The following is a 13,303-nucleotide window of genomic DNA, read 5'->3' on the forward strand; positions in this document are numbered from 1 at the left end:
TAACAAAGAAATGGACGTTGATACTATGAAAAAAATACTAGTTCCTTTATTGCTCATTCTTCTTGCATTAAATTCACTTTGGTCCAATACCGCTTGCGCACATACAAATAACAGTGAGGGTTTTTCCACTATAAATGTCAAGGATAAAACACTGGATTATGAATTGAAACTGGATTTAGAAGAGCTTGGGCATGCCTTAAATAAGGCAACGGATGAAAAGGAATTAATTAATCACAAGGTTCTGCAAAAATATATAAATTCTCATATAAAGCTTTATGCGGACAGCGAGCTGGTAGAGGGCAGCCTGTTAGAAACGAATATAGAAACGATTAATGAGCGTCCGTTTGCGGGAATTAATTTGGCGTATAAGATCGGGCATAAACCTGAAAAACTTGTGGTTGAGTATAATATGTTTATGGATGATTCCGACCCAAGCCACGCGAACTATGCAACCATTAAAATGGATGGGGAACAACAAGAAAAGGTTTTAACCTTCGAATCAAGAGAAATGGAAATTGGTGAAATAAGCTTCTTGCAAAATGTTAAACAGTTTTTAATTCTTGGATTAAAACATATTTTCACAGGTTATGATCATATTCTGTTTGTCATTAGTTTGCTATTTGGGGCAAAAACGATCCGTCATATCCTCTCTTTAATTACAGCTTTTACAGTAGCACATAGTATCACTTTGGCTTTGGCAACTTTTGATATTGTCCAGCTTCCTAGTAGATTTGTAGAATCGGCTATCGCTCTAAGCATTATTTATGTGGCACTCATAAATATTTTTAATCAGGACTCGAATCACCAGCCATGGCTTGCGTTTGCCTTTGGTTTAATCCATGGCTTTGGTTTTGCGGGGATTCTTTCAGAAATGAGATTAGATACGGGTCATCTGGCAGCGTCATTACTTTCTTTTAATATCGGGATTGAAATGGGCCAACTTTTAATTGTCTGTCTAGCTTTCCCATTAATTTTGTGGATTAGGAAATTAACCTTGAGACCGATAAAATGGGTTATCCCTGGAACTTCGGCAGCAATCTTAGCCTTCGGTCTTGTATGGTTTATACAGCGTGCTTTTTAAGTTGGTGAAACATCGATTCCTTCACTGAGTGGAGGAATCGATTTAGTTCGGGTGTTTTTTTTAAGGGAAAATATCAAAATCCTCAAACCTTAATTAATCAAGACTACCAGACATTATTGGAGTTCAAAGTGCCGGCTGATCGCTTGACAAGTATGAATCAGGGCCGCCGCTAGTCTTTCTTCATGGCCATAAAAACGAGTGGATGGGAGCGGAATCGAGACAGCGCTTATATTCCCCATGCGATCAACAACCGCTGCGCCCACTGCACAAATCCCTAGAATATGCTCTTCCCTTACAAAACTGACTCCTTTTATCCGAACTTGTTCTAACTCCCTTAACAGCTCAGTCCGGCTTGTGATGGTATGTTCCGTATACTGTTGCAGGTGTTCAGGCAACAAATTTTCTACCTTAGCTAAAGGCAGAGAGGCGAGGATGGCCTTCCCGTTTGCTGTACAATGAAGTGGAAAAGACGCCCCAGGCTGTGAAGTTGCTTGCAATGGATGTGGCGCAATAATTTGATCAACAAAAAGCACCTTCCCATTGTCTAGTACGGAAAGGTCTACTGTTTCATTAATTTGATTGGATAATTCTATTAAAAATGGCCTGATTTCTTCTCGTAAATCACTATGAACAGCACCTGCAAGCATCGCAATCTCAGGTCCAAGGCGGAAACCGCCTTTTACAGACGCGGAAGCAATAAACCTTTCTTGTTCGAGTGTTGTAACAATTCTTTGAACTGTTGATCTGGCCATGCCCACTTCTTTCGCAATTTGCGATAAGCTTAATCCTTTTGGATGAGCTCTAAGAGTCCTCAAGATTTTAGCAGCACGAGAAATTACTTGTACATTAGCTGCCTTAGATTGATCCTGGTTATCATTTGTCATATGTATGTTTTCCTTTCACTGATATATCCTTTTTTTTCTATCAATTCCATTTTATACTAATACCTGTATAAGGGAAGAATAGTACATAGTTATTGACTAGTATTTTAATCTTTCATTATAATGAGTATAACCATTATGTGATACAAGTGTACCACTATGTGGTTAAAAATAAAAATTTTTCAATTACTGTCTCCATTTAAGATTATTTGTTTTTGGGGTAATTTCCTAGATTGATATATTGTGGCAATAATAATTCTTAAAAAGAGGGAATTTAGATGAGTATTGTTAAAATTGGTGTGATTGGAATTGGAAATATGGGCAGCTCACATGTGCAAATGTTGAGCGAAGGACAAATTAAAGGAGCACAGTTAACTGCCGTTTGCAGCAGCAACGATAGCCGAATTGACTGGGTAAAGAACCATACAAAGGGAGAGGTAAGGGTTTTTAAAAATGTCGAGTCTTTTTTAAATGAATCAGCAATTGATGCTGTCCTCATTGCAACCCCGCATTACAGTCATCCGGAGCTAGCTATAAAAGCCTTTGCAAAAGGAAAACATGTGATGATTGAAAAACCAGCTGGGGTTTATACCAAAAATGTGCTGGAAATGAATGCTGCAGCATTAAAAAGTGGAAAAGTATTCAGTATCATGTATAACCAAAGGGCTAATCCACTTTATCAAAAAGTACGCGAACTTATTCAATCAGATCAACTGGGTGAAATTAAGCGGACCAATTGGATCGTTACCGATTCGTACCGTCCACAAAGCTATTATGATTCAAGTAAATGGAGAGCTACCTGGAAAGGTGAAGGTGGCGGGGTCCTCTTAAATCAGGCCCTTCACCAATTAGATCTTTGGCAGTGGACGACAGGTTATATGCCAAAGCGCATTCGTGCCATAACCAGTCTTGGAAAATATCATGATATTGAAGTGGAAGATGATGTAACCGCCTTTGTGGAATATGAAAATGGGGCAACAGGTGTGTTTATTGCATCTACTGGAGAGGCTCCTGGTACAAATCGTTTTGAGATTGTCGGAGATCGTGGGAAAATCGTCATTGAAAATGAAGAACTTATCTTTTACCAATTAAGCGAATCAGAACGTGAATTTAATTCTTCGTACACAGGCGGATTTGGTCAGCCTCCATGTGAAAAAATTGAGATTCCCGTCAAATGTGATAATGGTAATCATGCTATCATTGTTCAAAACTGGATTGAGGCCATCCTTAAGGGTACACCTTTACTTTCACCTGGGGAAGATGGTGTCAAGGCGCTAGAAATTTCAAATGGTATCTACTTATCTTCATGGTTAAACGAAACGGTTGATTTGCCCGTAGACGCAGACCTTTATTATGAAAAATTACAGAAGAAAATCCATTCTTCCTCTTTTAAGAAAAAGCATGTGACAAATACGATATTAGATGTCAGTGGGACGCATTAAGATGAAAGATATAGAATTTTACGTAGAGAAGGGGAAGATATCTATGAAATTTGAAAAAGTACGTTGGGGTATTATTGGATGCGGTGATGTAACGGAAGTGAAAAGTGGACCAGCATTCCAAAAAATCAGGCATTCAGAGTTGGTCGCCGTGATGAGAAGAACTAGTAAACTTGCAAAAGACTATGCGGAAAGACACCATGTTCCAAAATGGTACGAAGATGCTGATGCGCTTATTAACGATCCAGATGTGGATGCAGTCTATATTGCGACACCACCGAGTTCACATAAAGATTATGCAATAAAAGTCGCAAAGGCTGGCAAACCAGTTTATGTAGAAAAGCCAATGGCACTTAATTTTGCTGAGTGTAATGAAATGATTGCTGCTTGCAAGGCAGCTGGTGTTCCTTTATATGTAGCTTACTACCGTAGAGCGCTGCCTCGTTTTGTAAAAATAAAAGAGTTGTTGGAGACGAAAGCAATCGGAGATGTTCGTTTCGTCTCGACGACGCAGTATCAAAAAGTATCTGAAAATGTAAAGGATTCACAAACTCTCCCATGGAGGGTTCAGCCTGAATTGTCAGGAGGAGGACTATTTTTCGATTTGGCTAGTCATACACTCGACTTATTAGATTTCTTACTGGGGCCAATTAAGGAGGCGCAAGGTTTTTCTTCCAATCAAGCAGGTTATTATCGTGCGGAAGATATCGTCACAGGGACGTATCGATTTGAATCTGGGGTCCACGGTGTTGGAAACTGGTGTTTTTCTGCGTTTGAAGATGTGGATGTGAATGAAATCGTCGGCAGTAAAGGGAAAATTACTTTTTCCACTTTTGGAAATGAGCCCATTATGTTAACGACATCTAGTGGAACAGAGCAATGGAGTTTTGACCCGCCGATGCATGTCCATCAATACCTTGTAGAAACCATTGTGGCTGAATTAACAGTAGAGAGCAGCCAGTGCCCAAGTACGGGAGTGACCGGTGCAAGAACCAATTGGGTGATGGGTGAGATTGCTTACTAGTTACTTACTCTATTGATGACTCTTATGGATTATTTTTGAGGAAGACGGTCGACAATAGGAAACTCTTGACGACTCTGATAGATTATTTTTGAGGTAGAAGGTCGACAATAGGAGCTCTTGACCACTCAGATGAATTATTTTTGAGGTAGAAGGTCGACAATAGGAGCTCTTGACGACCCAGATGATTTATTTTTGAGGAAGACGGTCGACAATTGGCACTCTTGACGACTCTGATAGATTATTTTTGAGGTAGAAGGTCGACAATAAGCACTCTTGACGACTCGGATGAATTCTTTTTGATCCTGACGGTAGTCAATAGACTCACTTGACGACCCTGCTGAATTCTTTTAGAGCCAGACAGTCGTCAATAAGTTCTATTGACGACTCTAATTTTTCTTCATCATTTAAGGTTAAAAAACAAAACATAGTCACCAGGACCGATTAGAGCAACGCCAATAACAGCAGCAATTAACACAAGATTATATTCAAATCCATTGTTGGTCATCCAGTAGCCATTTTTTCCATGAACAGTAAAAATAGCATCAATCATCACAATCACAATCATGATTGCACCAAGCCAAGTACGAAAACCAGCGGCAAAAAGTAATCCGCCTATCAACTCAAATAGGCCCGCCAAAGTCGCCCAAACCTTGGCTCCCTTTTCGAGACCAAGTGTTTCAAGCCAGTTTCCCATACCCGCTATACCAGGGCCGCCAAACCAGCCAAATAACTTTTGTGCACCATGCCCAAAAAAGGTTAGCCCGATCACGAGCCGAATAAGTAACAGCCCGATATTAACCAGTGCCATATTTTCAGTCATATTATACCTTCTTCCGCCTTATGTAATTTCAAAAAAAGTGTCGAAAAGAAATGGATATCTTATTTTGGCTAATTAATCCAATTCTTATTCTAGTCTAGTTGTTAGATTACTATTTAATCAACCAAAAGACTAGAGTAAAAAGACCTCATCTTTTCCCAATTAAATACATGAAAAAAGATCTGCCGCACCTGGCAGACCTCTTTCTATCCTAATTTTTCACTTCACTTATGGTTTGTCCTGAGACATCAATCAAATAGTTCTTCGTATTTTTATTAATGGATCCGCCATCACCTTTAAAAATTGTTGACTTTGTTTCGGTAGAAGGCTCGATGTGAACAGGTACAGAAGTTTGACCTGCTTGGAGTGTGAAGGATTGTGTGAAATTCATATCCTTGCCCACTGCCACTTTTTCTCCATTGATAGTCAAGTCTGAGCCTTTAATCGCATTTCCAGTTACCGTCATCGTTGAACCATTCACATTGATTTGACTTAAGACTAATGGCATATCAATCCAGCGCAGGATGGTGTCTTGGACAACCATTTTATTGTTGCCTTGATTGGTAATGACAATCTTCATATCCGTTCCTTGGGCACCATACCCATAGTAACTAATATCGTCATCCGAAGGATCGTTTGGAGTATGGTCTGTTAAACCTTCCTGATCCCAAGAATTGTTTTTTACATATTTATAGGTGAGTTCGGTTCCTTCTTCTAACTCCATCGTATATTCCCAATCCGGTGTAACCGCACCATTGCGGCTCATCGACCAAGCGCCTGTATTCCATCCATTTAGGCTGCCAGGTATATTGACTTGAGCGGACAATGGAGTGTAATCCGGTGCATGCACCTTAAAGGTCACTTGAACCATGACAATTTCCGGTGTCACGCTAACGGTGTTTGAATCTACATAATTACCAGCCTGGTCAAAGACACGGATTTGGTACTTATAGTCCGTGCCATTTGCTACCTGATAATCACGGAAAGAGGTAACATCCCCATTTAATGTGGTTAGAACTTGGCCGTCTCGGTAGATGAGCGTTTTAAATGGCTGATCTGGATCCGATAGTTTCCAGGTTAAGTTAACCTGACCAGACTCTTTTACTGGTGTATCCAATACAACTTGTTTAGCAGGTGGAGTGGTATCAGACGTACTTTGAGTATAGGTCACTTCTCTTGTAGTGGAGTAAACCCAGGTTGTTCCTAGGTCCGGCGTAAAGGCCATCCGGTATTCATACGTGCCCGCTTCAAATGCCGTGAAGTTTCCTTGAAATTCATTTGCCACGCCATCTTGTGTCTGGCCATTATATAGGGCAGGGGAGGATTGCCATTCTGTTTGTCCTTTTAGCCTTACTTGAAGCTGAGCTGTCACTCCTTCAGCTGCTCCTGTTTCTGTCGCGCCAGACAAGTAAAAAGTTGCTTTTACAGTTGAGGATTGAGCAAGATTCAGTTCACTTTTTTCTAATCCAGTTAGATCTTTGATGCTGGCCTTCGACACATCGAAATGAGGGACTAACCCAGAAGTGGTAACAGGGACAGATTCATTCCCATTTCCATCCACAGATGTAACAGCAAAATAATAGGTTCGGCCATTATCTAAGTTAGATATGGTGACAGATGGATCAGTTGTTTCTTGTACTTTTGTCCATAAGCCGCCAGAGACTGTCGATTGATAAACAGTGTAGTGGGCACTGGTTCCTGACCAGTTTAACATCACCTTTTTTGAACCTGCTGTTCCGGTTAGAGCTTTTACGGAAACTGGCTTCTTGACTTCATTAACTGATACTAGCATACGGCCTGATTCAGCCGGTACAGTTAAGCTCAATTTTCCATCCTTTGTAGCAGCTTCATATTTCTTATTTAATTGATCAACAAAACGAAGACCATTCCCTAGCAGTTCTTTTGTATCGATCTCGACCGTTTGAGCGTTTTTCCCTCTATTAATGATGACAAGGCCGGACTTTGCTTCTTTTGTCCGGACATAGGCTAATACATCGCCTTTAGCATAAATGTGGTGTAAATCCCCATAAGCAAATAGGTCGGCATTTTCTTTCCGGATTTGACCAATTTTTTGATAATGGGCAATAAGGGACTTATCTTCCTTGCCCCAAGGATAGGTCCTGCGGTCATCTGGATCCTTCGATCCTGTCTGGCCTGCTTCATCTCCATAATAAATGGTCGGTGCTCCTGGATAGCCCATTTGAAGGATGGAAGCCAGCTTCAGTCGCTTAACACCTTCATCATAATTATAGTTCGGGTCTTGTTCTGCCCGGTAATACGTATCTGTTCCATTGCCTAACAGAAAAATGGCCCGAGCTGTATCATGTGATCCCATTAGGTTCATAAGGGCATAAAACGCTTCTTTTGGATAGTCCTCTTGTACAGCGAGAAGGGTGTTCTCCGCATTAGCAGCGTTACCGTTTTTTAAGTAATCCAAAATGGCCCCGCGGAACCGATAGTTCATAACTGAATCATATTGATCTCCCAAGAAATACTTGGATGCATCATCCCAAATTTCACCTAAAATAAGGGGTTCTTCCTCTTTTTGAAGTGTTTTTCCCGCACCGGTCATCGCCTTGGATTTCATTTGCTTGCGGAATTCCTGCCAGAAGGAGCTGTCCACTTCATTGGCTACATCGAGACGCCAGCCAGAGGAACCTTGATCAATCCACGATTTTGCAACGGAATCTTTGTCATAAAAAATATAATTCGCTAATTGTGTATTGTTTAGCTCACTTGGGTGGTCGACCTTCGCACCGTCCACTGATTTAAACACTGGTAGACTGTCATATCCCCACCAGTCATCATATTTATAATGCTGACCTGTTGAAACGCCGTTAACTTTTTCGTTGTCTACCTTTTCGTTTTTGATATCGAACCAGTTTTCAAAGCCGTAGGGACTAAAGGTTTGGCCTTCGGCTAGAAATTGCTTCTTAGCCTTATCCTTGGCTGCTGTTTCGGTCATCTTTTCTTGATTCATCAAGTCATAAATACGGGACCAATATTCATATGCACCAACGGTTTTATATTTATTGTAGCGGTCAAAATAGATGGAATCGTCGGAAACATGGTTAAAGACCCCGTCTAAAATAAGATGCATATGACGTTTTGATAATTCCTTTGCAAAATCCGCGAATTCTTTCTGCGTCCCAAACATCGGATCGACTTGTTTATAATCAGTAGCATCGTATTTATGGTTGGATGGTGCAAGTGCGATTGGATTTAAATACAGAGTATTAACGCCAAGAGACTGCAGATAATCAAGCTTCGCTTTAATACCAGCAAGATCGCCGCCAAAAAAGTCATTAGTAAACTCTCCATCCCCCGTATAGGATCCAGTACCTTGTTCATATGGATTATCCGGTAATGAACTCCAAGAAGCTGGATGTTCGATTGGCTGGCTGCCACGTGCGCCAATTTTGTCCTTCGCATGATCGTTCGCCTTGTTTCCATTATAAAAACGGTCTGGAAAGATCTGATAAACGACAGCTTCTTTCATCCAATCCGGTGTTTTGTAGGCAGGGTCGTAAACGGTCAATTGGAATAGTCCTGCATTTTTATCTTCTGCTTTTCCAGTGTGGCCTTCCTGTGTATCTTCACCGTATTCGGCTGTAGCATCTTGATCCCCAACAATGAATTTATACCCATAGATCCCTTTTTCAGAAGGGGTGAATGAGGCTTTCCAAAACTCAAGAGGACCTTTGTCGGTTGTATCGGTCCAGCCGGCATTCTTCATAGAAATGACATTGGATGTTCCTGTATTATAGTTTTTTACATACAGACTCGCCCTTGTCAGGTCACCCTTCTTAGCGGATACACGCATGGTTACAGGCTGTTGTGCAGGTACTGCCCCGAAAGGAGTCCGGTAGAGTTTGTCCCATGAATCATGAGATAGTGCAGACATATCAATTAAACCATCAGACCCAGCTGGTCTATAATCTGTATACACTTCATTTGTTTGCTGGTTATAAAAAAAGGTGATCGTAGTATCTGCTAGTACATTTAGTTTTTCATTGGAAGATGGGTAAGACTCCGTCCAGTCCTTGCCCAGAACAATCTTGTATTCATAGCTGCCTCGGGGTACTTTTGTGGTGAAAGAGTAGACATTGTTAAAATGATCATCTGATAGCAATGCAGTTGATTCGGCAGGGCTCCATGCTGAACCGGCTTGAATGGCAGGCTGTATGGTTCCAGCAATACGAGGCTGTTTGTCTCCTGTTAATGGAGTGTAATGGCTGCTGTCGGCAATGGAGTGGGTGTTATCATTGTAGTAGAAGGTTACCTCTTTTTGTTCAGTGAGTGATAGTTTAATATTGTTCCCTCCTGGAGTACCGCCTTCTCCGTAATTTTCATTCCAGCTGCCGCCGATGGCGATCTTATACTCATATGTACCGGCTGGTAATGTCCCAGTTAAGGTATAGAGACCATTTCCTTTGTCAGTCATTTTTGTAATGGCGGAGGATGGATCCCAATCCCCTGAATTTCCTAAAGCGGTTTGCAGGTTTCCAACAAGTACAACCTGCTTAGCTGACGTTTCTGCTGCCTTTACAGTTCCACTTGAGAGACCTGTTAACAGCTGGAGTATTAATCCGGTAATGGTGACAAGCGACAGTAGTGTGCGCTTCTTCTTTTTCATAAAAAAACCCCTTTCCCCTTGTTCGATTGTTTTGCGAAATCGTTTGCACAAAAATGTGATAGAAAGATCCTCCTGAGATGAATAAAGGAGGATCTTTATAAGTAGTGCAATCGTTTTCACATTCAAATAATACTATTTTTGGAAGGTTAATTCAATAGAAAATTAGTATAATAGTCGAAAATTTCTGTGAAATGTTAGAGGTTTGTAATTAAAAAAAGAGATTCATATGAAGCCCAATGTGCTTGGCCTTTTTATAGTGCTACCAAAGTACTATTTCTGTTATGATAAAATTAAATAAAATCCCTAGTAAGAAGGGTGAAAAATATGACGGTAACAATAAAAGATGTCGCAAAGCTTGCAAAGGTTGCCCCTTCAACGGTTTCAAGAGTTATTGCTAATAATCCGAGAATTAGTGAAGCAACGAAACGAAAAGTTAAACAAGTAATGGAAGAGCTGGGGTACCATCCTAACCTGAATGCAAGAAGTCTATCTAGTAAAACAACCCAAACCATTGGGCTTGTAATGCCAAGCTCTGGAGATGTTGTTTTCCAAAACCCTTTTTTTTCGACGGTGTTACAGGGGATTAGCGAAGGGGCACACGAAAAAAAGTATGCCTTGCAAATGACAACAGGAAGATCAGAACAAGAAACTTTTGAAGCAGTTATTGAAATGGTTCAAGGAAAACGCGTAGATGGGATGATTCTCTTACATTCTAAAGTAGAGGATCAGGTCATCATGTACTTAAGAAAAATGGATTTTCCGTTTGTTGTGATAGGAAAACCAGCTAAATATACAGAAGAAATTGCACATGTTGATAATGATAATGTTGGTGCAATGAAAGAGGCGACCGATTACCTGATTAAACTGGGACACCAGCAAATTGCTTTTATTGGCGGCAGTACGGAACTAATGGTCACTGTAGATCGTTTAACTGGCTATAAACAAGCTTTAAATGAAGCAAACGTTCCTTTAAATGAGGAATATATCAAACATGAGGAATTCTTAAGGGAAGGGGGCCAAGAAGCTGTTAGTGAGTTAATGGCACTTCCACAACGGCCTACCTCGCTTTTAGTGGTTGATGATTTCATGGCACTGGGAGTCCTTAATAAATTGGATGAATTAGGAATCAAAGTTCCAGATGATATCTCTGTTGTTAGCTTTAATAATATCCTGCTGTCAGAAATGGCAAAGCCGCCTTTAACTTCCATGGATATCAATATTTTAAAGCTTGGAATTGAAGCAGCAAAGAGCTTAATCCAAAAAATAGAACATAGTTCAGAACCTACTAAACGCATTATTGTTGCACATAAATTGGTAGAACGTTCATCATGCAGCCCACTCAATATTTCAAATAATTAAGAAATAGAGGTTTCCATCCAACACACCGTTATAGTCACGGGTTTAGAAGGAACCTCTAATTTTTTTTGTTTTTTTATCCTAAATATCTATGATATAGCGCCTTTGCTTCCGATATATCCTTCGTTCCATGTATTAAAACTCTACCATCTTTAAAAACGACCAATCTGTGAGGATCTACATTAAACGATAGGAGGTAGGGATTTCGCTGGACGATCCCCCCTTGATTCACTAATACTTTTTCTAATGCCTCTAAATCCCGGGCAATGGGAAGGGCAGGGCGTATCTGAACGGAATCTCTGCCGCACAATACCGCTGTTTTTGTTTGATTCTCAAACGACAAGTAGGGATAGGAGCGGTGTTGCCCACAAGAAGGACAGTCCTCTTTTTTTAATTTATCTACTTTTATGGCACTATGTTGGTTTTTCCACAAATCAAAAGAAACCAGTTTGTTCCGCAAGGACTCCAGGTCGCCAACCAAAATTTTTAAAGCTTCACTGATTTGATATGAAACAACCATGCTCACAGCTGGACTGATAATTCCAGCCGTATCACAGGTTAATCCTCCTAGTGGAACTGTTTCTAATAAACAAGTTAGGCAAGGAGTTTTTTTAGGAATAATGGTGTAGGAGATTCCATAGCTTCCCACGCAAGCACCGTAAATCCATGGAACTCCAAGCTTTTGCGAAACATCATTAATCATCATTCTTGTTTCAAAATTATCCGTTGCATCAATAATAAGATCGACTTGTTTAGCCCATTCTTCAAGTTCTACCACAGAGGCATCGGCGATAACGGCCTCAATGGCCACAGAAGAGTTAATCGCTGTTAATCGATTTTTAGCAGCAATGACTTTGGGTAATCTATTTTTTGCCTCTTCTTCTGTATACAATTGCTGCCGTTGTAGATTCGACCATTCAACATAGTCACGGTCAACGATGGTTAGCTGACCAATTCCGGAACGGACAAGTGCTTCGGCACATGCGGATCCAAGAGCCCCAGCTCCGATGACGAGAACATGTTTCGATGAAATTTTTTCCTGTCCGCTTTTTCCGATTGGAGGGAAAAGTTCTTGGCGTGAGTACCGATTATTCACCCGATACTCATTCCTTCTTTTGGACTGCTGGCAGCAGCGTACCGCTTTTTCTCAATTCGTCCAGCTTCATAGCCTAAGCGTCCAGCTTCAATCGCTAAACGCATCGCTTTGGCCATTTTTACCGGGTCTTTTGCGGCTGAAACAGCTGTATTTAATAAGACACCATCGGCTCCTAATTCCATGGCAAATGCAGCATCGGCAGGGGAACCAACACCAGCATCAACAATAACCGGCACCACTGCTTGTTCGATAATAAAATTAAGGTTTACTGGATTGATGATTCCCTGACCAGAACCAATTGGTGAGGCTCCTGGCATAACCGCATGACAACCAGCTTCTTGTAGTTTCCTTGCTAAGACGACATCATCAGAAGTATAAGGGAGGACAATAAATCCTTCTTTTACTAACTCTTCCGTTGCTTTAAGAGTTTCGATCGGATCAGGAAGCAATGTTTTATCACAGCCAATAACCTCGACTTTAATCATGTCACAGAGACCGGAAGCTTTTGCTAGTTTAGCAATTCGCACGGCTTCTGCGGCAGTCTTTGCCCCAGCTGTATTCGGCAGCAAAGTATATTTATTGGTGTCCAGCTGCTCTAAAAAATTAGGCTGGCTTGATTCAAAGATATTCATTCGCCGCACAGCAAACGTTAGAATCTCAGCTTTAGAAACTTCTACCGCTTCCTTTTGGATTTCAAAGCTCGGGTACTTCCCAGTTCCTAGTAATAAACGAGAATTAAATGATAATGGACCTATTTTTAACATTTCAACCGCCTCCTACAAAATGGACAATTTCGATTCGATCTTTATCTGATAATCTAGTACATTGGTGATTTTCACTAGTTAAAATTTCCCCGTTCACTTCGACGACAACGACTTTATCATGGACTTGATAATGTGTAAGCAAATCAGAAACGGAGACAATGTCATCTGGTAATGTAATAAACTCTCCATTTAATAAAACGTTCATGTTT

10 protein-coding genes are annotated in these 13,303 nt (G+C 40.7%); 4 read left to right on the forward strand and 6 right to left on the reverse strand.

The window, feature by feature from the left end; all coding sequences use genetic code 11:
- Positions 1–25: 25 nt before the first annotated feature.
- Entirely contained in the window at positions 26–1,081 is a 1,056-nt protein-coding gene (locus J7E81_RS05300) for a HupE/UreJ family protein (protein ID WP_215041058.1), read from the forward strand.
- A 113-nt stretch (positions 1,082–1,194) separates the two neighbouring features.
- On the opposite strand, the gene J7E81_RS05305 is transcribed toward J7E81_RS05300, so the two are convergent.
- Positions 1,195–1,965, reverse strand: a complete 771-nt coding sequence (locus J7E81_RS05305) for an IclR family transcriptional regulator (protein WP_215041059.1) — start codon at positions 1,963–1,965, stop codon at positions 1,195–1,197.
- A gap of 275 nt (positions 1,966–2,240) precedes the next feature.
- Here J7E81_RS05305 and J7E81_RS05310 point away from each other — a divergent pair, with 275 nt between their 5' ends.
- Positions 2,241–3,404, forward strand: coding sequence for a Gfo/Idh/MocA family protein (locus J7E81_RS05310; RefSeq protein WP_215041060.1), 1,164 nt, complete (start codon positions 2,241–2,243; stop codon positions 3,402–3,404).
- A 43-nt stretch (positions 3,405–3,447) separates the two neighbouring features.
- Complete coding sequence (locus tag J7E81_RS05315; RefSeq protein WP_215041061.1) at positions 3,448–4,425, forward strand: Gfo/Idh/MocA family protein; 978 nt, start codon at positions 3,448–3,450, stop codon at positions 4,423–4,425.
- A gap of 400 nt (positions 4,426–4,825) precedes the next feature.
- Here J7E81_RS05315 and J7E81_RS05320 read toward each other — a convergent pair whose 3' ends face one another.
- On the reverse strand, positions 4,826–5,227 hold the full coding sequence (locus J7E81_RS05320) for a DoxX family protein (protein ID WP_215041224.1): 402 nt from the start codon (positions 5,225–5,227) through the stop codon (positions 4,826–4,828).
- A 226-nt stretch (positions 5,228–5,453) separates the two neighbouring features.
- On the reverse strand, positions 5,454–9,878 hold the full coding sequence (locus J7E81_RS05325) for a pullulanase X25 domain-containing protein (protein WP_215041062.1): 4,425 nt from the start codon (positions 9,876–9,878) through the stop codon (positions 5,454–5,456).
- A 324-nt stretch (positions 9,879–10,202) separates the two neighbouring features.
- On the opposite strand from J7E81_RS05325, the gene J7E81_RS05330 reads away from it, so the two are divergent.
- A complete protein-coding gene (locus J7E81_RS05330; protein ID WP_215041063.1) occupies positions 10,203–11,237 on the forward strand; it encodes a LacI family DNA-binding transcriptional regulator in 1,035 nt (344 codons plus the stop codon).
- Between the two features lie 73 nt (positions 11,238–11,310).
- Here J7E81_RS05330 and J7E81_RS05335 read toward each other — a convergent pair whose 3' ends face one another.
- The 3 genes from J7E81_RS05335 to thiS are packed head-to-tail and all read right to left on the reverse strand — an operon-like array spanning position 11,311 to position 13,299.
- The gene (locus J7E81_RS05335) at positions 11,311–12,330 is read right to left on the reverse strand and encodes a thiazole biosynthesis adenylyltransferase ThiF (RefSeq protein WP_215041064.1); all 1,020 of its coding nucleotides are present in this window, start codon (positions 12,328–12,330) and stop codon (positions 11,311–11,313) included.
- Entirely contained in the window at positions 12,327–13,094 is a 768-nt protein-coding gene (locus J7E81_RS05340; protein WP_215041065.1) for a thiazole synthase, read from the reverse strand. Before J7E81_RS05340 ends, J7E81_RS05335 begins: the two co-directional genes overlap by 4 nt.
- A 1-nt stretch (position 13,095) precedes the next feature.
- Positions 13,096–13,299 carry a sulfur carrier protein ThiS gene (gene thiS, locus J7E81_RS05345; protein ID WP_215041066.1) on the reverse strand — a complete coding sequence of 68 codons (204 nt, stop codon included), beginning with the start codon at positions 13,297–13,299 and terminating at the stop codon, positions 13,096–13,098.
- Between the last annotated feature and the right edge of the window lie 4 nt (positions 13,300–13,303).

This window comes from Bacillus sp. ISL-18, from assembly GCF_018613415.1.
Lineage (GTDB): Bacteria > Bacillota > Bacilli > Bacillales > Cytobacillaceae > Neobacillus.